Origin of the sequence: Conexibacter sp. SYSU D00693, assembly GCF_017084525.1 — a bacterium.
Classification (GTDB): Bacteria; Actinomycetota; Thermoleophilia; order Solirubrobacterales; family Solirubrobacteraceae; genus Baekduia.
On record NZ_CP070950.1, the window covers coordinates 1668138 to 1691729 of the forward strand.

The 23592-nt window shown below is 73.4% G+C and carries 17 protein-coding genes; 2 read left to right on the forward strand and 15 right to left on the reverse strand.

Annotated features, from left to right (window positions below):
* Positions 1-277: 277 nt before the first annotated feature.
* The 3 genes from prfB to hpf form a co-directional block, all read right to left on the reverse strand.
* Complete coding sequence (gene prfB, locus JUB12_RS08380; RefSeq protein ID WP_205699165.1) at positions 278-1384, reverse strand: peptide chain release factor 2; 1107 nt, start codon at positions 1382-1384, stop codon at positions 278-280.
* Positions 1385-1387: 3 nt separating this feature from the next.
* Positions 1388-4270: a preprotein translocase subunit SecA gene (secA, locus tag JUB12_RS08385; RefSeq protein ID WP_205699166.1), complete on the reverse strand. Its 2883-nt coding sequence runs from the start codon at positions 4268-4270 to the stop codon at positions 1388-1390.
* Positions 4271-4356: 86 nt separating this feature from the next.
* Positions 4357-4701, reverse strand: a complete 345-nt coding sequence (gene hpf / locus JUB12_RS08390; RefSeq protein WP_205699167.1) for a ribosome hibernation-promoting factor, HPF/YfiA family — start codon at positions 4699-4701, stop codon at positions 4357-4359.
* 174 nt (positions 4702-4875) lie between these two features.
* Between hpf and JUB12_RS08395 the strand changes: the two genes are divergently transcribed.
* Both JUB12_RS08395 and JUB12_RS08400 read left to right on the forward strand, forming a co-directional pair.
* Positions 4876-5559, forward strand: coding sequence for a ComF family protein (locus tag JUB12_RS08395; RefSeq protein WP_205699168.1), 684 nt, complete (start codon positions 4876-4878; stop codon positions 5557-5559).
* Positions 5560-5575: 16 nt separating this feature from the next.
* A complete protein-coding gene (locus tag JUB12_RS08400) occupies positions 5576-6388 on the forward strand; it encodes a cytochrome c oxidase assembly protein (protein WP_205699169.1) in 813 nt (270 codons plus the stop codon).
* A gap of 427 nt (positions 6389-6815) precedes the next feature.
* Here JUB12_RS08400 and JUB12_RS08405 read toward each other — a convergent pair whose 3' ends face one another.
* The 12 genes from JUB12_RS08405 to JUB12_RS08460 all read right to left on the reverse strand — a co-directional run bounded on the left by JUB12_RS08405 (position 6816) and on the right by JUB12_RS08460 (position 23564).
* Positions 6816-8168 carry a UTP--glucose-1-phosphate uridylyltransferase gene (locus JUB12_RS08405; RefSeq protein ID WP_205699170.1) on the reverse strand — a complete coding sequence of 451 codons (1353 nt, stop codon included), beginning with the start codon at positions 8166-8168 and terminating at the stop codon, positions 6816-6818.
* A gap of 12 nt (positions 8169-8180) precedes the next feature.
* Positions 8181-9362 carry an adenosylhomocysteinase gene (locus JUB12_RS08410; RefSeq protein WP_256436581.1) on the reverse strand — a complete coding sequence of 394 codons (1182 nt, stop codon included), beginning with the start codon at positions 9360-9362 and terminating at the stop codon, positions 8181-8183.
* Positions 9352-10767 carry an adenosylhomocysteinase gene (ahcY, locus tag JUB12_RS08415; protein ID WP_205699172.1) on the reverse strand — a complete coding sequence of 472 codons (1416 nt, stop codon included), beginning with the start codon at positions 10765-10767 and terminating at the stop codon, positions 9352-9354. Before ahcY ends, JUB12_RS08410 begins: the two co-directional genes overlap by 11 nt.
* A complete protein-coding gene (locus tag JUB12_RS08420) occupies positions 10764-11153 on the reverse strand; it encodes a MerR family transcriptional regulator (RefSeq protein WP_205699173.1) in 390 nt (129 codons plus the stop codon). The genes ahcY and JUB12_RS08420 overlap by 4 nt, the downstream gene beginning before the upstream one ends.
* 59 nt (positions 11154-11212) lie before the next feature.
* Positions 11213-11773, reverse strand: coding sequence for a hypothetical protein (locus JUB12_RS08425; protein WP_205699174.1), 561 nt, complete (start codon positions 11771-11773; stop codon positions 11213-11215).
* A gap of 60 nt (positions 11774-11833) precedes the next feature.
* Entirely contained in the window at positions 11834-15289 is a 3456-nt protein-coding gene (locus JUB12_RS08430) for a calcium-binding protein (protein ID WP_205699175.1), read from the reverse strand.
* A gap of 484 nt (positions 15290-15773) precedes the next feature.
* A complete protein-coding gene (locus tag JUB12_RS08435; protein ID WP_241004465.1) occupies positions 15774-16838 on the reverse strand; it encodes a bifunctional phosphoglucose/phosphomannose isomerase in 1065 nt (354 codons plus the stop codon).
* A gap of 16 nt (positions 16839-16854) precedes the next feature.
* Positions 16855-17967, reverse strand: a complete 1113-nt coding sequence (locus JUB12_RS22255; protein WP_205699176.1) for a sugar phosphate nucleotidyltransferase — start codon at positions 17965-17967, stop codon at positions 16855-16857.
* Between the two features lie 19 nt (positions 17968-17986).
* Entirely contained in the window at positions 17987-19276 is a 1290-nt protein-coding gene (locus JUB12_RS08445) for a UDP-glucose/GDP-mannose dehydrogenase family protein (protein ID WP_205699177.1), read from the reverse strand.
* Positions 19277-19349: 73 nt separating this feature from the next.
* Positions 19350-20834, reverse strand: a complete 1485-nt coding sequence (locus tag JUB12_RS08450; protein WP_205699178.1) for an LCP family protein — start codon at positions 20832-20834, stop codon at positions 19350-19352.
* On the reverse strand, positions 20834-22396 hold the full coding sequence (locus JUB12_RS08455; protein ID WP_205699179.1) for an LCP family protein: 1563 nt from the start codon (positions 22394-22396) through the stop codon (positions 20834-20836). Before JUB12_RS08455 ends, JUB12_RS08450 begins: the two co-directional genes overlap by 1 nt.
* A 22-nt stretch (positions 22397-22418) precedes the next feature.
* On the reverse strand, positions 22419-23564 hold the full coding sequence (locus JUB12_RS08460; RefSeq protein ID WP_205699180.1) for a M20 family metallopeptidase: 1146 nt from the start codon (positions 23562-23564) through the stop codon (positions 22419-22421).
* Positions 23565-23592 lie beyond the last annotated feature (28 nt).

Here is a 23592-nt window from a genome sequence, read left to right on the forward strand (position 1 = left end):
AGTGAAGGAGGGGAACCGCCCGCGGCTGCGTCCTCCGACGGCGGTCCTGCCGGCTCGAGCGGGCGTGACTCGAGCGGGCGTGACCCTGTCGTTGTCCCGCTGACAGCGGGGGAACGACAGGCTCACGGTCCTATGGGGCCGTTGGAGCATCGAGTGGCGGATTCTCCGCTCCCCAGGCGGGAAATCCGCCATCGGATGGTCCCGAACGTCTCGCGGGCGCGCACCGGCGCGGCGCTTTGGCGCGCCCGAGCCTGCCGCGGATCCGGCGGCCTGGGACCTAGCCCTCGGCCTGCTTGAGCAGCGCCGCCCGGACGAACCCGTCGAGGTCGCCGTCCAGCACGCGCTGGGCGTCGCCGACCTCGTGGTCGGTCCGGTGGTCCTTGACCATCGTGTAGGGGTGCAGGACGTAGGAGCGGATCTGGGAGCCCCAGCCGACGTCCTGCGCCTCGCCCTTCTCCCGGGCGATCTCCTCGGCGCGCTCGCGCTCCTGCAGGGCGAGGAGCTTGGCGCGCAGCATCTTCATGGCCGTGTCGCGGTTGGCCGACTGCGAGCGCTCGTTCTGGCACTGCACGACGGTGCCGGTCGGCTTGTGGGTGATGCGCACCGCCGAGTCGGTCTTGTTGACGTGCTGGCCGCCGGCGCCTGACGCGCGGTAGGTGTCGACCTGCAGGTCGTCGGGGTCGATCTCGACGTCGCCGACCTCCTCGACCACGGGCGCGACCTCCACGCCGGCGAAGGCGGTCTGGCGCCGGCCCTGGGAGTCGAACGGCGAGATGCGCACGAGGCGGTGCACGCCGCGCTCGGCGCCGAAGAGGCCGTAGGCGTTCTCGCCCGCCGCGCGGAACGTCGCCGACTTGATGCCGGCCTCCTCCCCCGCGCTGGCCTCGAGCAGCTCGACCTTGAAGCCGCGGCTCTCGGCCCAGCGCATGAGCATGCGCAGGACCATCTCGGCCCAGTCCTGGGCGTCGGTGCCGCCCGCGCCGGCGTTGACGGACACGAGCGCGTCGCCCGCGTCGTACTTGCCGGAGAACAGCCGCTCCTCCTCGAGCGTGCCCAGCCGGTCCTCGACGGACGCGAACTGGCCCTCGAGCTCCTCGGCGAGGTCGTCGTCCTCGGCCGCGAGCTCGATCAGCCCCTCGAGGTCCTCGACGTCGGAGACCAGCGAGCGCCAGGTCTCCAGCCGGCGCGTCGAGCGCGCGTGGTCGGCCGAGACCTTCGCCGCGCTGTCCGGGTCGTCCCAGAAGCCCGGCGCCTGCATCTGGTCCTCGAGCTCGGTGACGTGCGCGGCCAGCGCGTCGGCGTCGAAGCCGCGCTCGAGCAGCGCGTGCTGCTCGCGGACGGCCGCGAGGCGCTGCTGCGGGGAGAGCTGTGTGGCCTCAGCCACGCGCTAGGCGCCGTGGCACTTCTTGTACTTGCGCCCCGACCCGCACCAGCACGGGTCGTTGCGCCCGAGCTGGTCGTGCTCGTCGACGACGCGCTGCTCGACGACCGGCGAGTGCAGCTGGCCGTCGTCCTCCGGCGCGTAGCCGTCGGGCGCCATCGCGGTGCCCGCGCCGGCCGCGGCGGCCAGCGCGCTGGGCTGCGCCGTGCCGACGCCGCCCGAGTACTGGACGTTGCCGGGCCGCGTCTGCGAGCGGCCGGCCGAGGGCTCGTACTGCTCGGGCGTGGCCTCCTGGCCCTCGACCTGGACCTCGACGTGGAACACCATGCGCGCGAAGTCCGACCAGACGCTGTTCATCAGGTCGGTGAAGAGGTCGAACGCCTCGTTCTTGTAGGCGACGAGCGGGTCGATCTGGGCGAACCCGCGCAGGTGGATCCCCTCGCGCAGGTAGTCCATGTCGTAGAGGTGCTCGCGCCAGCGCTGGTCGATGATCTGCAGCAGCAGGTAACGCTCGAGCGCGCGCATGAGCTCCTCGCCGAGCTCCGCCTCGCGGGCGTCGTAGAGCTCGCGCGACTTCTCCTGCAGCGAGGTGATGAGCTCCTCGCGGTCCATCGACTCGTCGTCGACCTCGGGGACGAGCTCGGCCGGGAAGACGTCGTTGAGCGCGACGGCGAGGCCCTCGAGGTCCCACTCCTCCACGTAGTCCGACGGCGTGTGCTCGTCGACCATGCGGCGGATGACGCCGTCGATCTCCTCGCGGGCGACGGGGCCCATGTCCTTGCCCTCGAGCACCTCGTCGCGGTACGCGTAGACGACGCGCCGCTGCTCGTTCATGACGTCGTCGTACTCGAGGACGCGCTTGCGGATGAGGAAGTTCTGCTCCTCGACCTTGCGCTGGGCCTTCTCGATCTGCTTCGTGAGCATGCCCGCCTCGATGGGCTCCTCGTTGCCCTCGTCGTCGAGCGTGCCCAGGCGGTCGAGGATCTTGTAGATCCGGTCGCCGGCGAAGAGGCGGACCAGGTCGTCCTCGGCCGAGAGGAAGAAGCGCGTCTCGCCCGGGTCGCCCTGGCGGCCGGCGCGACCGCGCAGCTGGTTGTCGATGCGGCGCGACTCGTGGCGCTCGGTGCCGCAGATGAACAGGCCGCCGGCCTCCATGACCTTCTCGCGGTCGGCGGCGACCTGCTCCTCGAGCGCGGGCAGGATCTGCTCCAGCCGCTCATCGTAGTCCGGGTCGCCGGGCTTGAGGCCGAGCTTGCGCAGCTCGAGCATCGCCCGGTGCTCGGCGTTGCCGCCGAGCTTGATGTCCACGCCGCGGCCGGCCATGTTCGTCGCGATCGTGACCGCGCCGGGCTGGCCGGCCTCGGCGACGATCTCGCCCTCGCGCTCGGCGTACTCGGGCTTGGCGTTCAGGACGGTGTGCGGGATCCCGCGCTGCTTGAGCCTCGCGCCCAGGAGCTCGGAGACCTCGACGGAGATCGTGCCGACGAGCACGGGCTGGCCCTTCTCGTGGCGCGCGGCGATCTCGCGCGTCACCGCCGACCACTTGCCCTCCTTGGTCTTGAAGACCTGGTCGTTCTTGTCCTGGCGGGCGACCGGGCGGTTCGTCGGGATCTGGACGACGGGCAGCTTGTAGATCTTCATGAACTCCGTCGCCTCGGTGAGGGCGGTGCCCGTCATGCCGGCGAGCTTGGAGTACATGCGGAAGTAGTTCTGCAGCGTGATGGAGGCGAGCGTCTGGTTCTCCTCCTGGATGCGGACGCCCTCCTTGGCCTCCACCGCCTGGTGCAGGCCCTCCGACCAGCGCCGGCCGTCGAGGATGCGGCCGGTGAACTCGTCGATGATCTTCACCTCGCCGTCGACGACCGCGTAGTCGACGTCCTTCTTGTAGAGCGCCTCGGCCTTCAGCGACTGGTGGAGGTGGTTGACGAGGTGGCCGTTCTCGGCGCGGTACAGGTGGTCGATGCCGAGGAAGCGCTCGGCCTTCTCGACGCCCTGCTCGGTGACCGAGACGGTCTTGTGCTTCTCGTCGAACTCGAAGTCGAAGTCCGCGACGAACTCCTTCTTCGTGCGCGGGTCCATGCCCTCGGGGCGCTTGCCCGACTGCATGGTGCGGGCGAGCTTGGCGAACTGGACGTAGAGGTCGGCGGCCTGCTCGGGGGCGCCGGAGATGATGAGCGGCGTGCGCGCCTCGTCGATGAGGATGTTGTCGACCTCGTCGACCAGCCCGAAGAAGTGCATCGCGAGGGGGCGGCCGTCCTCGGCGATGCGCCCGCCGTGCTGGACCTTCTCCTCCATGGTCTGGGCCATGTTGTCGCGCAGGTAGTCGAAGCCGAACTCGGAGTTCGTCCCGTACGTGACGTCGCAGGCGTAGGCGGCGCGCTTGTCCTCGTAGGGCTGCATGTTCTGCAGCACGCCGACGGTGACGCCGCACGCGTCGTAGAGCGGCTTCATCCACTCGGCGTCGCGCTGGGCGAGGTAGTCGTTGACCGTCACGACGTGCACGCCCTTGCCGGCCAGCGAGTTGAGGACGACGGCGAGCGTGCCGGTGAGCGTCTTGCCCTCGCCGGTCTTCATCTCGGCGATCTGGCCGCCGTGGAGGACCATGCCGCCGATGAGCTGGACGTCGAAGTGGCGCATGCCCATCTTGCGCTTGCCGACCTCGCGGACGATCGCGAAGCACTCGGGCAGGACGTCGTCGAGCGCGGCCGCCTGGTCCTTGTCGGCCACCGACCGGACATGGTCGCGCAGGTCGTCCATGCGCGCACGCAGCTCCTCGTCGGACTCGAGCTCCAGCTCGGGCTCGAAGTCGGCGATGCGCGCGACGCGCTTCTCGTACTGGCGGAACTGCTTGGACTCGCCGATGTTGAGCGCGCGGTCGAGAAGGCCCATGCGTCCGAGTGTAGAGGCAGGTCCCTCCCGGCCGCGCGCTCTGCGCAGTTCCGTCACAGCGCGTCCGCCGACGCGCTGTCTGAGCGCTACAGCGCGGGCTGCGCGCCCTGCGCGGAGGCCCGCATCTCGCGCCGGCGCCGGCGCCGCACGCGGTCACGCTTGACCTGGCGCGCCAGCTCGTCGGCGCAGAGGTTGATCGAGTGCCTGAGGTCGCGCGAGGCGTCGCGCGCGCGCAGCAGGCCGCCCTTGATGTGCAGCGTCACCTCGGCGACGTAGCAGTCGGGGTTCGCCGGGTTGCGCTCCTGCCAGAGCTCCAGCTCCAGGTGGGCCAGGTCCGAGACCTGGCGACCGACCTTGTCGAACCGCCGTTCGACGTGCTCCCTGAGATCGTCGGTGACCGTCACGTTCCGGCCCTTGACGTCGATCTTCATGCACCCTCCTTCGTCGGGTGTGGTCGCTTTCGCCGAGACTAGACCCAAGTGGCAAGCAGCACAACGCCTGTTCGTCCAGACGGGGACCGACCGCGTGTCGATCCACCGTCCTGGCGCGAAGTCGGCACCGTCAGGTGCTGTGCCGCACCGGTCCGCAGGGCGACCATCGGCGGCGTGCTCGACCTCCTCGTCCCGCCCTCGTGCGCCGCGTGCGGCGCGCCGCCGCCGCGCCGCGGAGTCGCGCTGTGCGCGCGCTGCCGCGCGTCGCTGCCGTGGCTGCACGGGGAGCTCTGCGGGCGCTGCGGGCTGCCGCGGCCGTGCGGTCGGGTGACCGGCGGCTGTCCGGCCGCGCGCGCGGCGTTCTCGGCGTCCTGGGCGCCGCTGGCCCACGCGGGGCCGGCGCGCCGGCTCGTGCTGGCGCTGAAGGAGCGGGGCGCCGTCCGGGTGGCCGACCTGCTCGCCGCGCAGGTCGCCGCGAGCGTCCCGGAGCCGCTGACGCGCGGCGCGACCGTCGTGCCCGTGCCGGCCGACCCGCTGCGCCGCCGGCTGCGGGGCGTCGACCACACGGCGCTGCTCGCGGGCCTGGTCGCGGCGCGGACGGCCCTGCCGGCGGCCGCGGTCCTGCGCCGCCGCGGCCATGCCGCCGCCCATGCGGGCGCCGGCCGGCGCTCGAGGCTGGCCGGCGCCGGTGTGGCACGGGTCGAGGTCGTCGACGCGGCGCCCGCGGTGGTCCTGCTCGTCGACGACGTCCACACCACGGGCGCGACGCTCGACGCCGCCGCCCGCGCCCTGCTGCTGGCGGGCGCGCAGGACGTGCGGGCGGTGACGGTGACCCGCACGCTGCACGCGCGCGGGTAGGCGTAGCCTGCGCCGGGTGCCGGTCGGAGCCGTCGACGCCTCGTGGACGTTCGCGCCGGGGCCGATCGTCGTCCTCGCGCTGCTGGCGGTGCTCTACGCGCGCCGGGTCCCGGCCGCCCGCCGGGCCGGCGGCGCCAAAGCCGCGCCGGCCTGGCGGATCGCCTGCTTCGCCGGCGGCTGGCTCGCGCTCTTCGCCGCGCTCATCTCCCCCATCGACGCCCTGGGCGAGCAGGTCTTCGGGATGCACATGCTCCAGCACGTCCTGCTGCTGGACGTCGCCCCGGTCCTGCTCCTGGCCGGGACGACGAAGGTGCTCCTGCGCCCGGTCACCCGACGCATGCACCGCCTCGAGGAGGCCGCCGGCCCCCTGGCGTCGCCGTGGTTCGCCGTCGCCCTCTACGTCGGGTTCATGTGGCTCTGGCACGTGCCGGCCATGTACGACGCCGCGCTCGAGCACGACGTCGTCCACGTCCTCGAGCACGTCTGCATGACGAGCGCCGGCTTCCTCTACTGGTGGCACCTGCTCTCGCCGATCCGCCGCCGCTCGTTCTCCGGCCTGCAGCCCGTCGTCTACATGGTCGTCACGAAGGTCCTCGTCGGCGCGGTCGGCATCGTCCTGACCTTCGCCCCCGAGCCCCTCTACGACTTCTACGTCCGCCAGGGCGACGTCTGGGGCCTCTCGCCGCAGGACGACCAGTCCTTCGCCGGTGCGCTCATGGCCGTCGAGCAGTCGATCGTCATGGGCATCGCGCTGGCGTGGCTCTTCGTGCGCGCGCTCTCCGAGAGCGAGCGCGAGGAGGAGCGGCGGGAGCGCTACGCGTCGTCGTAGCGGGCTGCGGCGTTCAGTCCCGGCGTTCGTCGGGTGCGGGACGGTCGCGGTCTCGCACTGAGGGAGGGAAGCGCCCGCCGGCGCGTCCTCCGCCGGCGCTGGTGGGGGTCCGGCGAGCGTGAGTGGGGACTTGCGCTCGCTGTTCGAGCGCAACTCCCCACTCACCGTCGTCAGGGGCGCGAAGTGCGGACCGGCTCGCAGTTGGGCGCCGCTGGTTCGACGACCCTGTCGTGCGGCGCGATGATCGCGCCCGAGGACAGGGTCACGGTCGGCCGGCGGCGAACGGTCCGCCCGCGGCGCCCCGCGAACCACGCGCCCGCGAGGACCTTCCCTCCCTCGCTGCGAGACGGCCAACGCCCCGCCTCCCGCGACCGCTCGAGCGGAACGCCACCGACGGCCGCGCGCCCCGCGACGCCGCAGCGCCCGCTCAGCCCACCAACCGCGCCCCGTCCGGCACGTCCTCGCCCACCTCGACCTCCCCCTCGACGACGACGTCCGCCCCGAAGCGCACGTCGCCGCGCACCACGAGCCGGTCGCAGCGCACCAGCGACGGCGGGCCCGACGGGAAGCGCGCCTCGAAGTCGGCGACGAGCTTGAAGTGGTCGGGGTCGAGGTCGATGACCGGCGGCGCGGTGCGGGAGGGGTCGAGCTGGAGGGAGCCGTCGTCGGCGACGACGTAGGCGTCGGAGCGCACGCCGAGGAGGTCGTTGGTCGTCTTGACCGGCGCGAAGCGGGTGCGGGGGACGCGCAGGGCCGCGGCGCCCTCGAAGACGTCGATCGCCGCGCCCATCGCCGTCTCGAGCTGGATGACCGGCGTCGAGCTCTTGTCGCCCGGATCGACCGTCTTGCGGTTGACGATCATCGGGAGGCCCAGGACGCCGTCGCGCGCGCGCAGCGTCGCGGCGAGCGCCTCGAGGTCGACCCACAGCGTGTTCGTGTTGAAGAAGCGATGGCGCGCGGTGTCCTGGAAGGCGTCGACGTCCTCGTCGGGCGTCTGGGCGATCTCGCGCAGGACGAGGCCGCCGCCGTCGCGCCGCCGGGCGAGGTGGCCGCCCTTGCGGTCGGCCGCCGTGCGGTCGGCGACCTCCATGGCGAACGGGATCTCCTCGCGCACGACCCACGCGAGGATCCGCTCGTCGAGCACCGCGCCGAGGTTGTCGGCGTTGGAGACGAACGCCCAGCGGTAGCCCGCGCCGAGCAGCTGCTCGAGCATCCCCGAGGTCTGCAGCGCGACGTAGAGGTCGCCGTGCCCGGGCGGCGCCCACTCCTTGTCCGGGTCGGCCTCCCACGTCACGGGCTCGAGGCTCTCCGCGTCGAGCTTCGGGACCTTGTTCTGCAGGAAGTCGAGCGGGACGTCGGCCTCGATGCCCTCGTGGCGGCGCAGGGCGGCCAGGGAGTCCTCGCGGGTGGCGAAGGAGTCCATGAGCACCAGCGGGACGCGCGCACCGGTGCGCTGGCGCAGCCCGAGGACCTGCGCCGCGATGACGTCGAGGAACGAGCGCCCCTCCTTCACCGGCAGCAGGGACTTGGCCTGCGTCATGCCCATCGACGTGCCCAGGCCGCCGTTGAGCTTGAGGACGACGACGCGGTCCAGCGCCGCGCGCGCGGTCTCTCCGTCCTCCGGCAGCTCGTCCATGTCGGGCACGTCCTGGACCGGCTCGAGCTCGGACTCGGGCAGCGCGCCGGCCTCGCCCTCGCGCAGCAGGGCGAGCTGGCGCTCGAAGGTCTGGACCGCGGCCTCCCCGACCCCGGCCTCCCGCAGCTTCTCGGCGGCGCTCATCGGCGCCGGAACCTACCCGCCGGCGCCGGGGTAGGAGCGTTGCTCGTCGGTGATGTCGTCGATCCGGACGCCCAGCGAGACGAGCTTGAGGCGCGCGACCTCGCGGTCCAGGACCTCCGGGACCGGCTGGACGCCGGACTCGAGCTCGCCCGCACAGCGCACGAGGTGCTCGACCGCCAGCGCCTGCAGCGCGAACGAGATGTCCATGACCGACGCCGGGTGGCCCTGGCCCGCGGCGAGGTTCACGACCCGCCCCTGGGCCAGGAGGTTGAGTCGTCGGCCGCCGACTTCGTGCTGGGTGACCAGCGGCAGGACCTGCTCGCCGGCGCCCAGCGCGGCGAGGTCGATCTCCACGTCGAAGTGGCCCGCGTTGGCGAGGATCGCGCCGTCCTTCATCCGCGCGAAGTGCTCGGCGCGCAGGACGCCCCGGCTGCCCGTCACGGTGATGAAGACGTCGCCGCGCTCGGCGGCCTCCAGCGCCGGCAGGACGTCGAAGCCCTCCATCCGCGCGTCGAGCGCGCGGACCGGGTCGACCTCGCAGACGAGGACCTGCGCCCCCGCCCCGCGGGCGCGCGCGGCGATGCCGCGGCCCGTCGTGCCGTAGCCCAGCACGACGACCGTCCGCCCCGGCCACAGGAGGTTCGTGGCGCGCAGGATGCCGTCGAGCACGGACTGCCCCGTGCCGTGGTGGTCGTTGAAGACGCGCTCCGAGCGCGCCTCGTTGACCGCCAACACCGGGCAGCGCAGCGCCGCGCGGCGCAGCAGCGACAGGCCGGTCGTGGTCTCCTCGGTCCCGCCGAGGAAGCCGTCGGGCAGGTCGCCAGCGACGTGGAGGCCGAGCACGAGGTCGGCGCCGTCGTCGAGCGTCACCCGCGGGGCGGTCGCCAGCACCTCGGCGATCCCCGCCGCCGGGTCCTGGCCCCGGGTGGCGTGGACGTCGCAGCCGTCGGCCCGCAGCGCCGCGACGACGTCGTCCTGCGTGGACAGCGGGTTGGGGGCGCACAGGCTGACGCGCGCCCCGCCCGCCGTCAGGGCCTGCACGAGGTTGGCCGTCTCGGCCGTCACGTGCAGGCAGGCGCCGACCGTCACCCCCTCGAGGGGACGGTCGGCGCCGAAGCGGTCGCGGATCGAGCGCAGGACGGGCATCTGCCCGCCCGCCCACGCGATCCGCGCGGAGCCCTGACTAGTAGCGATAGTGGTCGGGCTTGTACGGGCCCTCGACCGGGACGCCGATGTAGGCGGCCTGGTCCTCGCGCAGCGTCGTGAGCTTGGCGCCGAGGGCGTCGAGGTGCAGGCGGGCGACCTTCTCGTCCAGGTGCTTCGGGAGCACGTAGACCTGCTTCTCGTACTCGTCGTTCTTCGTGAACAGCTCGATCTGGGCGATCGTCTGGTTCGTGAAGGAGTTCGACATCACGAACGACGGGTGGCCCGTCGCGTTGCCGAGGTTCAGCAGGCGGCCCTCGGACAGCAGGATGATCGCCTTGCCGTCCTCGAAGCGGTAGAGGTCGACCTGCGGCTTGACGTTCTCGCGCGTGGCGATCTTCTGCAGGCCGGCCACGTCGATCTCGTTGTCGAAGTGGCCGATGTTCCCGACGATGGCCTGGTGCTTCATCCGGGCCATGTCGGCGGCCATGATGATGTCCTTGTTGCCGGTCGTCGTGATGAAGACGTCGGCGGTCTCGACGACCTCGTCGAGCGTCTTGACGTCGTAGCCCTCCATGCAGGCCTGCAGCGCGCAGATCGGGTCGATCTCGGTGATCGTCACGCGGGCGCCCTGGGCGCGCAGCGAGGCGGCCGAGCCCTTGCCGACGTCGCCGAAGCCGCAGACGACGGCGTGCTTGCCGGCGAGCATGACGTCGGTCGCGCGGAAGATGCCGTCGACCAGCGAGTGGCGGCAGCCGTAGAGGTTGTCGAACTTCGACTTGGTGACCGAGTCGTTGACGTTGATCGCCGGGAAGAGGAGCTCGCCCTGCTTGGCCAGCTCGTACAGGCGGTGCACGCCGGTGGTGGTCTCCTCGGTCACGCCGAGGATCTCCTTGCCGATCTCGGTCCAGCGCTGCGGGTCCTCCTGCAGCGAGCGCTGCAGCAGCGAGAGGAAGACCTGGAACTCCTCGGACTCGGCGCCCGCCGGGTCCGGCACGGCGCCGGCCTTCTCGAACTCGGTGCCCTTGTGGACGAGCATCGTGGCGTCGCCACCGTCGTCGAGGATCATGTTCGGGCCCTTGCCGTCGGGCCACCGGAGCATCTGCTCGGTGCACCACCAGTACTCCTCGAGCGTCTCGCCCTTCCAGGCGAAGACCGGGATGCCGGCGGCGGCGATGGCGGCCGCGGCGTGGTCCTGGGTCGAGAAGATGTTGCAGGACGCCCAGCGGACCTCGGCGCCGAGGGCGACGAGCGTCTCGATGAGGACGGCGGTCTGGATCGTCATGTGCAGCGAGCCGCTGATGCGGGCGCCCTTGAGGGGCTGCGCGTCGGCGTACTCGCGGCGGACGGACATGAGGCCGGGCATCTCGTGCTCGGCGAGGGTGATCTCCTGGCGACCGAAGTCGGCCAGGGAGATGTCGGCGACCTTGTAGTCGGTCGTCTCGATGGCGCTCATGCGCTGGTCTCCTTGACGGTGGTGTGCTGGGTCTGCCCGACCGCCGCGAGGAGGCGCTGGTGGCGGACCTGCTCCCAGGCCAGCCAGTCGTCCGCTGCGACGTCGGCGGGACGCTCCGGGCGTGCCTCGAACCACGCCTCCACCGCGTCCTCCAGCTCGGAGTCGCGGCGCAGGCGTAGCGCGAAGCCCATCTCCCCGAGGCCGACGTCGTGCTCCTGGAGCAGCATGCGCAGGGTGCGCAGCCGCTGGAGCTCCTCGGCGCCGTAGAGGCGGTAGCCCGCCTCCGAGCGCCGAGGATCGACGAGGCCGATGCGCTCGATGTAGCGCAGCATGCGCGGCGACCACCCGGTCGTCTCGGCAGCCTCGTGGATGGTCAGGGCGTCCACTGGGGACAAACCCTAACACAGTTGTGTCAAGGTTCCCGCATCTTCGGCGGGCGGCGCGCCTACCCGCCGGCGGCCGTGATGACGGTCTTGCGCCCCTTGCCCTGGCGCTCGTAGAGCAGGACGGCGGCCTTCGTGGCGTCGTCGGCGTCGCGGACCCGGGCGACGACCGCGCTCGCGCTCATGCCGTCGTAGTCGGGCCACGGCGCGTCGACCGTGATGCTCGGGCCCGCGTCGTCCTCGGGGCCGAACGAGGCGACCTCGGTGACGCCGGTGTCGACGTGGCGGGGGGCGAACTCCGGCGTCGCCTCGAGGTCGGGCGTCGCGGGGGCGGTGTCGGGACGGCCGATCGGCGTGCCCGCGGGCGGGTTGCGCTTCTGGCTGACCTCCTGGGCGCGCCGCGGGCGGGGCGCGGGGGCCGGCGTCGGCGGGGCGTCGCGCACGGCCTCACTGGCGGGCGGTGTGGCGGTCGCGGTGCCGTTGGCCTGCTGGGCGCCGCCGTCCCCGTGGCCGCCGACCGGCAGGCGATCCGCCAGCTGGTCGAAGGCGGTCCGCCCGAGGCTCACGCCGGTGCGCAGGGCGAACTTCGCGATGTCGAGGGGGATGCGGGCCAGTGGGGACATGCGAGGGAGCCTGCCCGGCTGCTCCAGGCCCGAAAAGTGCGATCGGACACGCTGCCGCGCTCAGCCGCGGCGCACGACCTCGCAGTTGCGGACCCGGTCGTCCTTGTCGACGATCGCGCGGTCCTTGCCGGTGCCGCAGTCGATCGTGTCGCGGCCGTCGGCGGCCGCGCGGACCTCGTCGTCGCCGGGCCCGGCCTCGACGCGGTCCTTGCCCGCGCCCGTGCGGATCGTGTCGGCACCGAGGCCCCCGCGCAGCAGGTCGTCGCCGGCGTCGCCCTGGACGTAGTCGTCGCCCGCGCCGCCCTCGACGACGTCGGGCCCGCCCCCGCCGTACATCGTGTCGTCGCCCTCGCCGCCGCGCAGGAGGTCGGGGGCCGCCGTGCCGGGCCGCTGGTCGCCCCAGACGACGTCCTCCTCCCCGCCGCCGACGAGCACGTCGCCGCCGGCGCCGCCGAGGAGCTTGTCGCGGCGCGCGCCGCCGGCGCGGGCCTCGCCGCCGTCGGCGGTCAGGACCGTCGTGCCCTGCGCGGGGTCGGCCTCCGGGCGGTCCTGGACCTGGGTGCTCTCGCAGCCGGTCGCCTGGCGGGCCTTCGCGCGGCCCTCCTTGCCGGGCGCCACGACGAGGACGTCGGCGCCGGGACCGCAGTCGATGGCCCGGTCGGTCCCCGCGTCGAGGACGACGACCACGTCGTTGCCCGCGCCGCCGCTGAGCTCGTCGCCCGCGGTGCCGCCGACCAGGCGGTCGTCGCCGTCGCCGCCGCGCAGGACGTCGTTGCCCGAGCCGCCGTCGAGCTGGTCGTTGCCCGGGCCACCGTCGAGCAGGTCCGGCGCGTAGTCGCCGGTGAGGACGTCCTGGCCCGACCCGCCGCGCAGCTCGTCGTGGCCGAAGCCGCCCAGCAGCTGGTCGTCGCCCGCGCCGCCCGAGGCCTTGTCGTCGCCCGAGGCGCCGGTGATCGCGTCGTCGCCCGCGCCGCCGTCGAGGCGGTCCGAGCCGGTCTCGCCGAGCAGCGTGTCGTCGCCCGCGGCGCCGGTGAGGCGGTCGGGCGCCTCCTGGCCGCGCAGCACGTCGGTGCCGGCGCCGCCGTCGATGCGGTCCTCGCCGACGCCGCCGAGCACGCGGTCGCTGCCGCCGCGGCCGGAGAGGCGGTCGGCGCCGCGGCCGCCGTTGAGGCGGTCGGGGCCGGGGCCGCCGCGCAGGACGTCGTTCTTCGTGGAGCCGTGGCGGACGACCGAGGAGCGCGTGAGCCTGACCGGCGGCGGGACCGGGCGGGCGGTGAAGGTGATGCCCGAGGTGACGGCGGTCGGCGACGAGGCGGCGGTCAGCGGCGGCGGCGCGGCGTAGCGCTGGCGGACCGCGGCCGCCGAGCAGCCGCGCACCTTGTCGACCGTGTCGCCGGCCGCGAGGTCGGCCTTCGCGTCGCACACGAGGGTGTCGGCGGCGCCGTCGTAGGCCGACAGCGCGTCGCCGCCGGCCCCGCCGTCGAGGACGTCGGCGCCGACGCCGCCGATGAGCGCGTCGTCGCCGGGGCCGCCCTGGAGCGCGTCGTTGCCGGGGCCGCCCGAGAGGACGTCGACGCCCGCGCCGCCGGTGAGGCGGTCCGCACCCGAGCCGCCCTCGACCTCCTCGGTGTCGACGAGGTCGCCCTCGCCGGGCTCGCCGTCGCCGGCCTCGCCGTCGATCGTCACGGTGACCGGGCCGCTGCGGGCCGCGTAGGAGGTGCGGTCCTCGCCGTCGCCGCCGCGCAGGACGTCGGGGCCGCCCTGGCCGTCGAGGACGTCGTCGCCGGGACCACCGTCGAGGACCTCGCCGCCGTCGGTGCCGGTGAGGCGGTCGCCGAAGCGCGAGCCGACGAGCTGGTCGACCACGACGCCCTTGACGTCGAACCACGGCGCATCGTCGACGGTGTCGTCGCCGCCGAGGACCGGGGAGGTCACCGCGGCGGGCGCGAGGGAGAGCTCGAGCGTGTCGAAGCCCGGGCCGCCGGCGAAGGCCCGCGGCGGGGTCGCCGCGACGACGCGGTCGTCGCCGTTGCCGCCGAGGACCTTCTCGACGTCGTCCTGGACGTCGTCGTCCTCGCCGGGCTCGCCGTCGCCGCCGGCCACCCCGAGCGTGACGGTGACGCCGGCGCCGCGGGCGCGGAAGTCGGCGAGGTCGTTGTCCCCGGCGCCGCCGGCGAGCGCGTCGGGGCCGGCGCCGCCGTCCAGCAGGTCGTCCTGGGCGCCGCCCTCGAGGCGGTCGCGGCCGTCGCCGCCGTCGAGGCGGTCGTAGCCGTCGGCGCCGAGCAGGACGTCGTCGCCGGCGTCGCCGAGCAGGACGTCCTCGAGCGCGCCGCCGTCCAGGCCGTCGCTGCCCTCGCCGCCCTCGAGGCGGTCGCGGCCGTCACCGCCGAGGACCGTGTCGTCGTCGCCGCCGCCGAGCAGGCGGTCGTCGAGCGCGCCGCCGTCGAGGCGGTCGTCCCCGGCCTCGCCCTCGAGGCGGTCCACGCCGTCGCCGCCGGTGAGGCCGTCGGCGCCGGCGCCGCCGAGCAGGAGGTCGTCGCGCGGGCCCCCGTCGAGCGTGTCGCGCCCGTCGCCGGCCTCGAGGCGGTCGACGCCGTCGCCCCCGTCGAGCACGTCGTCGCTCGCGCCGCCGTCGAGGACGTCGTCGTTCGCGGCGCCCGCCAGCGTGTCGGCGCCCTCGCCGCCCGACAGGCCGTCGTTGCCGGCGCCGCCGTCGAGCGCGTCGGACCCGTCGCCGCCGACGAGGCCGTCGATCCCGCCCTGGCCGGCGATGGTGTCGTTGCCGGGGCCGCCGTCGAGCGCCTCGTTGCCGTCGCCGCCGGTGATGCGGTCGTCGCCCGCGCCGCCGGAGATCGCCACCGAGGAGCGCGAGCCCTTGAGCACATCCGCGCCGCTGCCGCCGAGCAGGACCTCGACGTCCGAGCGCACGTCGTCGCCCTCCCCCGCCGCGCCGTCGCCAGTCAGGTCGTCGGCGGTGAGCGTGACCGGCTGGGTCTCGGCGCTGAAGTCCACGACGTCGCGCCCGCCGTCGCCCTTGAGGACGTCGCCTCCCGGGCCGTCGAGCAGCCGGTCGTCGCCCGAGCCGCCCAGCAGCCAGTCGGCGCCCTCGCCGTTGCGCAGCGTGTCGGCCGCCTGGCCGGTCTGCACGTAGTCGTTGCCGGCGCCGTCCTCGACCGTGGTCGGCGCCTTGAGGTTCGGCGCCGTGAAGGTGTCCGCGCCGTCGCCGAGGTCGACGTCGACCGAGGTCACGCCCGTGCAGATCGCGACGGTCGTCCCGCTCGCCGTGCACCCGGCGCCGATCGTCGGCCGCTTGCCCGTGTCGGAGAAGCGGATCGTCGTCGGCACCGAGGCGCTGGGGTGCGTCCCGGAGAGGGCGTTGGCCTCCCCCGCCCCGGCACGGACGGTGAGGACCCCGTCGGTGACGGCGAACGTCGCAGCCTGTGCGGCGGCAGGCGAGGTCAGGGCCAGCGCGGCGCTGGCCAGGAGGAGCAGACGGCGGCGGGGGGTGCGAGGCACGGCTCCCCGGAGATCGACCCGCCCGGGTGGTCCTTGATGGACGGTGTCCGGATCTTCGGTCGCGGCGGTCGTGGAGCTCCGCTCGGGCGTTCGGTGGCGCGCCGTTCGGGCGATCCCGGGGTCCGGAGCGGCCGTTGTCTCGCAGTGAAGGAGACGGACCGACCAACGCTCGCGAGATCCGCGAGGACGTTCGGGACCGACCCACGCTCGCGAGGTCCGCGAGACGTTCGGCCCCATCCGTTGGCGGATCCTCCGCCTGGAGAGCGGACGATCCGCCACTCGATGGTCGACGGCGCCACCAACGACCGCGACCCTGGAGTTGACCGCCGCATGGGCGGTCAACTTCAGGGTCACGGTCGGCCGGGGCCGAACCGACCGCCGCCCCGCCTCGCGTGCCACGCGCGGGCCGGCGCTCCCCCTCCCTCAGTGCGAGACGGCGAACGCCCCGCACCACCGGGACGCCTGAGCGGCGCTCCAGGAACGCCTACCGCGCCGCCAGCTCCGAGTTCAGCCGCGCGACGACGTCCACCGGCGTCGGGTCCACGCCCCGCAGCACCGCGAGGTACAGGGAGACGAGGTCGCCGAGGAGCACGAGCGAGAAGACGCGCTCGACCGGCGTGGTCCCGAGGGACTGGACGCGGTGCGTCGAGGTGGCCTGGTCGCGGATGAGCTGCTCGGTGAGGTCGACGCGGTCGCGGATGCGCGGGTGGGTGTCGGAGTCCTCGAGGAAGAGCGCGGAGAAGCGGCCCTGCTCGGCGGCGCCGTGCCAGCCGGCGATCTCGTTGTGGTCGATCTCCGGCAGCTCGCCGGCGAAGGCCATGACCTGGGCGTTCTCGTTGAGCTGGGTCTTCCAGCGCCAGGCCAGCGGGGCGGTGAGGCCGGCACCGGTGACGACGGGCGTCGAGCCGGCGAGGGAGCGGGCCAGGGACTTGGCCAGGGAGTCCTCGGGGGCGTCGGGTCCCCACTCGGTCACGAGGGACTCGAGGTGCTCGGCGGCGACGTCGATGTCGGTCGTGATGCGCGGGCCGGCACCGCAGATGGCCGCGACCTCCAGGGCCGCGACGGTCAGGTACGCCACGGCGGAGCGGGGCTGCAGGCCGCCGGCGACCGGGATGACCGGGACGTTCTCCTGGCGGGCCAGCGAGGCGAGGCGGCCGCCCGAGGTGGCGACGACGCGCGGGGCCCCCAGGGCGCCGGCGGCCTCGAAGCAGGCGAGGGTCTCCTCGGTGTTGCCGGAGTAGGACGCGCAGAGGACGGTCGTGTCCGGCTGCGTCCACGGCGGCAGGCCGTAGGCGCGCGCGGCCAGGATCGGGCGCGAGGCGGTGTCGCCGAGCGCGGCCTGGGCGAGCGCGCCGCCCTGGGCCGACACGCCCATGCCGGCGACCACCAGGCCGCCCGGCGAGTCCCACAGCTCGAGGCCGGCGGACTCCACCTTCCACAGCGCATCGCGGAGGTGCTCGGGGATGGCGAGCACGTCCGTCAGCTGGTCGTGGACGTCGACGCGTCCGATGGTCTCGCGGTCCAGCACGGCGTCCTGCATGGTCGTCATCTCTGGCTCTCTCTCCTCAGAACTTCACGGCCCCGTCGGGCAGCTCGACCCCGGGGAACAGCTTCATGCCTGCCGCCAGGACGCAGTCGTCACCGACCACCGCGCCCTCGCCCACCATCGCCAGCTCCCGCACCACCGTGCGGTCACCGATCCGCGCTCCCGGGCCGACGATGCAGTCGCGCAGCTCGCAGCCCGCGCCCACCACCGCCCCGTCGAGCACCACCGCCCGCTCGATGCGCGTGCCGCGCCCGACCTCGACCCCGCGGCCCAGGACGACCTGCGGCCCGACCGAGGAGCCGGTGCCGACCCGCGTCCCGGCGCCGACGACGCCCGGCCCGAGCACGCGGCCCTCGAGCGTCGCGCCGCCGTCGACCGCGAGCGATCCCTCGCCCAGCCGGTCCAGCACCGCCGTGCGGACGTTGCCGTCGACGATGTCGAACGTGCCGTCGAGGTAGCGCTGGGGCGTCCCGATGTCGAGCCAGTAGGCGTCGCGCGCCGCGAAGCCGTACAGGCCGTTGCCGACGAGCGCCGGCCACACCTCGCGCTCGATCGAGACGTTGCGGTCGGGCTCGATGCGGTCGAGCACCGCGCGCTCGAGGACGTAGATGCCCGCGCTGATCAGGTACTCGTCGATCCCGACGAGCTCGTCGTGGCCCGGCTTCTCGAGGAAGCCCGTGACCTCGCCCCCGTCGCGCGTCAGCACCAGCCCGTAGGCGCTCGGGTCCTCCACGGGCACCAGGCCGAGCGTGCCGACCGCGCCGGTCGCCTCGTGCTGGCGCAGTTGGGCGCTGACGTCGACGTCGGTCAGCACGTCGCCGTTGAGCATGAGGAAGCGGTCCTCGAGCAGGTCCTCGGCGTACTTCAGCGCGCCCGCGGTGCCGCGCGGCTCGGGCTCGGTGACGTAGCGCAGGCGGATGCCGAGCGCCGAGCCGTCCCCCAGCGCCTCCTCGATCTTCGTGGGCAGGAAGCCGCACGAGAGGACCACGTCGTCGACGCCGTGGCCCCGCAGCCACTCGAGCATGAAGACCATGAACGGCCGGTCGACGAGCTGGATGACCGGCTTGGGGTGCAGCGAGGTCAGGGGACGCAGCCGCGTGCCCTCCCCGCCGACGAGGATCACCGCCTGCATGCGGCCTCCTCGGGCGCCATCAGCCCCGGCCGATGCCCTCGTAGGTGAGGCCGGCGGCCCGGAGCGCCTCCGGGTCCAGGGCGTTGCGCCCGTCGACGACGACGTCGCCGGCCATGGCCTTCGCCGCCTCGTTCCAGTCCAGGCCCCTGAACTCGTCCCACTCGGTGACGAGGACGACGGCGTCGGCGTCGCGCACGCAGTCCAGCGCGTCGGAGGCGAAGCGCACGCCGCGCACGAGCTTGCGCGCCTCCTCCTCGGCGATCGGGTCGTAGACCGAGACCTGCGCGCCGGCGGCCTGCAGCCGCGCGCTGAGGACGAGCGAGGACGCCTCGCGCATGTCGTCGGTGTTGGGCTTGAACGCCAGGCCGAGCAGCGCGATGCGCTTGCCGACGAGCGTCCCGCCGAGGTGCTTGTGGAGCTTGCCGATGACCCGGCGCTTCTGGAGCTCGTTGACCTCGATGACCGAGTTCAGCAGCTGGAAGTGGTAGCCCGAGTTGCCCGCGAGCTGCTTGAGCGCCTGGACGTCCTTGGGGAAGCACGAGCCGCCGAAGCCGATGCCGGCCTGGAGGAACTTCGGGCCGATGCGGTCGTCGAGGCCCATGCCCTTGGCGACCTCGAGGACGTCGGCGCCCGTCTCCTCGCACACGTTGGCGATCTCGTTGATGAACGAGATCTTCGTGGCCAGGAACGCGTTGGAGGCGAGCTTGACCATCTCGGCGCTGGCGATGTCCGTGCGCACGAGCGGCGCCTCGAGCGGCGCGTAGAGCTCGACCACCGCGTCGCCCGCCCAGTCGCCGTCGTCGCCGATGACGACGCGGTCCGGGTCCAGGAAGTCCGCCACCGCCGAGCCCTCCTTGAGGAACTCGGGGCACGAGACGTAGCGGAAGCCCTCCTTGCCCTGCTCGCGGAAGACCCGCTTGATCGCGGCGCCCGTGCCGGCCGGGACGGTGGACTTCATGACGAGCGCGTGGCGGTCGGACGCCGGCATGGCGTCGACGACCGCGTGGACGGCCGACAGGTCGGCGTCGCCCGAGTACGTCGGGGGCGTGCCCACGGCGACGAACAGCAGCCGCGCGCGCTCGAGCGCGTCGCTGATGTCCGTCGAGAACTGCAGGCGCTCGCGGTTCTTGGCCACGAGCTCCTCGAGCCCGGGCTCGTAGATCGGGATCTCGCCGCGCTTGAGGGCCTCGACCTTCTCCGCATCGATGTCGATGCAGATCACGTCGGAGCCGAGCTCGGCGAAGCCGGCCGCGGTGACGAGGCCGACGTAGCCGGTGCCGATGACGCCGATGGGCTCGCGTTCCGCCATGGGGGCGCAGGACGTTATCCACCACGCCGTCGAGGCGTCGCGTCGGCCGGGGTGCCGCCCGCCGTCGGCCGGGCTACTTCGCGCCGATGCGCGAGAGCGACTGCGCGAGCGCCAGCATCTGGCGGTTGCTGACCGTCTGCAGCAGCGAGTTCGAGACCCAGTAGACGGCGCCCTTGGTGCGCCACGCCACGAGCCGCAGCCGGTCGGCGTCGAAGAACAGCTCGTAGCGCCGGCCGCCGATCCGCCGCCGCTCGGACGGGCTGTCGAGGATCGGCGCGGCCTGCCACGTCGTGCCCTGCACGCCGTAGTACTGGCCGATCTCGTTGGTCTTGAAGACCATGCGGTACGCGGGGTACCGGCGGCCCTGGCGGTTGACGATCGTGTAGGCGCGCGTGTCGTCGCCCTGCAGCGTCGCGGTCGACAGCTGGGCCTTGGGGAAGACGACCGGCATCCCGCGCGCGGCGGGCGACGTCGCCAGGCGCACCGCGACGTCCTCGTTGGCCGTCCGGTTGACCACCATGCCGGGCGGCAGGCCCGCGCGCCGCGCCCGCCGGCGCTTGGAGGCCGAGGTCCGCGCCGACGACGTCCGGCGCTCCTCGCCGCGGCGGCCGGGCGAGCCCTTGGCGTTGAGGAAGCGGTCGACCGCCCGCCGCAGCCCCTCGTCGGTGGCCTCGACGTAGTCGCCCTTGACGTCCCCCGGGAACTGGACCTCCTGCACCGGGTTGCGCGCGGACTCGACGGCGAGCTTCAGCAGCCGCAGGATCGCCTTGGTGCCGCGGATGTCGGTCTGCGTGTAGCGGGCGAAGATCCGCAGCAGCTCCTTGCGGTCGCTGAAGATCTTCGACACGCCGACCTGGTCCTTGGCCTGGCGCAGGAACTCCTGCTGGCGTGCGGCGCGCACGATGTCGGAGTCGAAGTGGCGGTAGCGGACGTAGTCCAGGGCGTCCTGGCCGCAGAGCTTCTGGTAGCCGGCCGAGACGTCGATCGTCGCGTAGTTCGGCCCGCCGCCGAAGGGCGGGTCGTTGTCGTTGAAGTACTTGCGGTCGACGTCGGCGTAGACGCAGCCCAGGCGGTTGACCGCCCGCCGGAAGCCGCCGAAGTTCACGTTGACGACGTGGTTGATCGGGAACGAGCCGGTGTCGGACGCCGGCGCCAGCAGCCCGCGGATCGTGCGCAGCACGAGCTTCTCCTGGCCGATCGCGTAGGCGGCGTTGAGCTTGTCGGTACCGTGGCCCGGGATGCGGACCTTGAGGTCGCGCGGCAGCGACATGACGGCCGTCGCGCCCTTCGACGGGTCCAGGCGCACGAGGATCATGGTGTCCGAGCGCACCGGCGCCTTGGTCTTGATGTCCGCGTACCGGCGGTCGGAGCCCAGCAGCAGGATCGTCTGCGGGCCGCCCGGGTCGACGTCGTCCAGCGCGCCCTGGATCTCCGGGATGTCGACGGACTCTTCGTCGAAGATGCCCGCGGCCGTGTCGACCTCGAGCAGGACGGTCGTCGCCGTGGTCGCCGCGGCGGCGACCATGATGAGCAGCCCGGCGAGGAGCGCGCGGAGCATCACTGGCCGAAGCGGCGCAGCGTCGAGGCGATGCCGCGCATCTGGTCGTTGGTGAGCCTGTTGTTGAGCGTGTTGGAGACCCAGTACACGCCACGCGGGGTCTTCCAGGCGATGAGCCGCAGCCGCGAGCCCGAGCGGAACAGCAGGAGCTTGCGCCCGCGGATCGTCTCGGTCGACGTCGGATGTGCGAGGAACGGCGGCTTGCGCCAGGTCGTGCCCTGGATGCCGTAGTACTGGCCCTCGAGGGCGTTCTGCACGACGACGAGCCGGTAGGCGTCGTGGGCCTTGCCGCCGCGGTCGCGGATCGTGTAGACGCGCGGCGCCCCGTCTTCGGTCGCGTAGCGGCCGAGCGTCGTGAGCTTCGACGGGAAGTACAGCGGGAAGTCGAGCTTGCCCTTGGCGACCGTCGGGGCGATGAGGTCCTCGCCCTGGCGGCGGCGGTCGACGAGGCCGGCCGTCGACGTCGAGCGGCTCGAGCGGCTCTTGGCCTTGCGGGTGAGCGACGGCGTCTTGCGCGGCGCGCTGAGCACGGAGCGCGGGTGCAGGAAGCGCTGGACCGTGCGGTCGACCTCCGCCTGGGAGGCCTCGACGTACGAGTTGGTCTCGTCGCCGGCGAAGTGGGCGGGGAACTGGATCTCCTGCACCGGCTTGCCCGCGGAGAAGATCCCGAGCTTCAGGACGCGCAGCAGGCCCTTGGTCGACTGCAGGCGCTTGTCCGTCGCGACGTTCTCGGCGAAGACGTCGATGAGCTTGTCGCGGTCGCCGATGAGCGCCGAGGTCGAGATCTGGTCCTTGGCGGCGCGCAGGAAGTCCTGCTGGCGGGCGGCGCGCACGAGGTCGGAGTCGGCGTGGCGGAAGCGCACGTAGTCCAGGGCGTCCTGGCCGCAGAGCTCCTGGTAGCCGGGGTCGATGTCGATCTCCGCGTAGTGCTGGGAGACCGGCAGGCCCGCGTTGGAGTGGTAGTAGCGGCGGTCGACGTCGACGTACACGCAGCCCACGGCGTTGACGGCGTCCTTGAAGCCGCCGAAGTTCACGTTGACGACGTGGTGGATCTTGAAGTCCTGGCCCAGCAGCGCCTTGAGCGTGCGGAAGGTCAGCTGCTCGCCGCCCAGCGAGTAGGCGTCGTTGATCTTGGCCCGGCCGTGGCCCGGGATGTCGACCATGAGGTCGCGCGGCACGCTCATCACCGAGGTCACGCCCTCGCCGGGGTTCATGCGCACGAGCATGAGCGTGTCCGAGCGGGCGGGCGCGTCGCGCTTGAGGAGCTTGTTGTTCTTCTTGAGGTCGGCCCAGCGCCGGTCGGAGCCCAGCAGCAGGAACGTCTGCGGGGCACCGGCCTCGTCGGCGTCGATCTCGTCGGCCTCGTCGGCCGGGTCGTCGGCGAAGACGATCGCGGCCTGGCCGCTGCCCAGCCGGTTGCCGAGGTCGTCGACGGCCAGGATGCCGGCGGTCGCCGTCGCCACCGCGGCGAGGACGGTGACCAGCAGCGCGCCGACGCTGGCGCGCAACAGCAGCGATCGCCCCACGCGCGGGGGCTTGAGGTCCGGGAGCTCCGGGCTCATGGCTCCCGGACATCTTCGCGGCTCATGCGGCGCCTCCCCCTTCCACGGCCCGCAGGCCGCCCGGGCGCCCGGCGCTCTCGCGCTCGAGCCAGGAGGGCAGCAGCCGCACGAAGTCCCCGAGGGCCTGGCGGAAGCGCGCGAGCGACGCGATGGAGACCCACTCGTCCGGCCCGTGGTGGCCCGCGCCGATCGGCCCGAACTCCACGGCCGGCACGCCGGCCTCCAGGAAGGAGATGGCGTCCGAGGCGCCGTCGCGCCCGACGCTGAGCGCCTCGCCCTCGATCGTGCGGCCCACCGCGTCGCGCAGGGCGCGCACGTACGGGTTGCGCCGCGAGACGATGGCCGGCGCGCGCGTGAAGCACTTCACCACCTCGAGGTCCGGGATCGAGCGGATCTGCGCGAGGACCTCGCCCGGGTCCTGGTTGGGCAGGAAGCGGATGTCGACGTCCATCGTGCAGACGTCGGGGACCTTGTTGAACGCGTCGCCGCCCTGGATGCGCGCGAGGTTGATCGACGGGCGGTCGAACAGGTCGCTGGACTCGCGCGAGAACGGCAGCGTCTCGATGCGCCGGAACGCGTCGTGGGCCTTGAGGATCGCGTTGTCGCCCATCCACGGGGTCGAGCCGTGGGCGGAGATGCCGGTCACCGCGACGCGCACCGCGAGCACGCCCTTGGCCTGGACGCCGATGTGCAGGTCGGTCGGCTCGCCCGTGATGGCGAAGTCGCCCCGCAGGCCCTCGGCGACCAGCGTGTCGGTCGAGCGGCGCGAGACGTCCTCGGACTCCTCGTCGGGCACGCAGACGAAGCGCACGCGCACGCGGTCCTGGTCGGCGACGTCCTTGACCGCGCACATCATCGCGGCGAGCGCGCCCTTCATGTCGTAGGCGCCGCGGCCGATCAGCCGGTCGCCCTCGACGCGCGGGTCGAACTGGCCGGGGTGGGCGGGGACGACGTCCAGGTGGCCGTGCAGGACGACCGTCGGGGCCCCGGCGGAGGCGGGCGCGCCCACGTCGACGAGCACGACGGGCAGCCCGTCGTGCTCCACCCCCTGCACCAAGAGCTCGCGCGACTCGAGCCAGCCCTTGACGAAGCCGGCGGCGGCGCGCAGCCCGTCGAGCGTGGACGTGTCGTAGGTGATCAGCCGCTCGGCGAGGACCCGCTCGTCCATCCGCAAGCAGGGTAGCCGACGCGTGTCA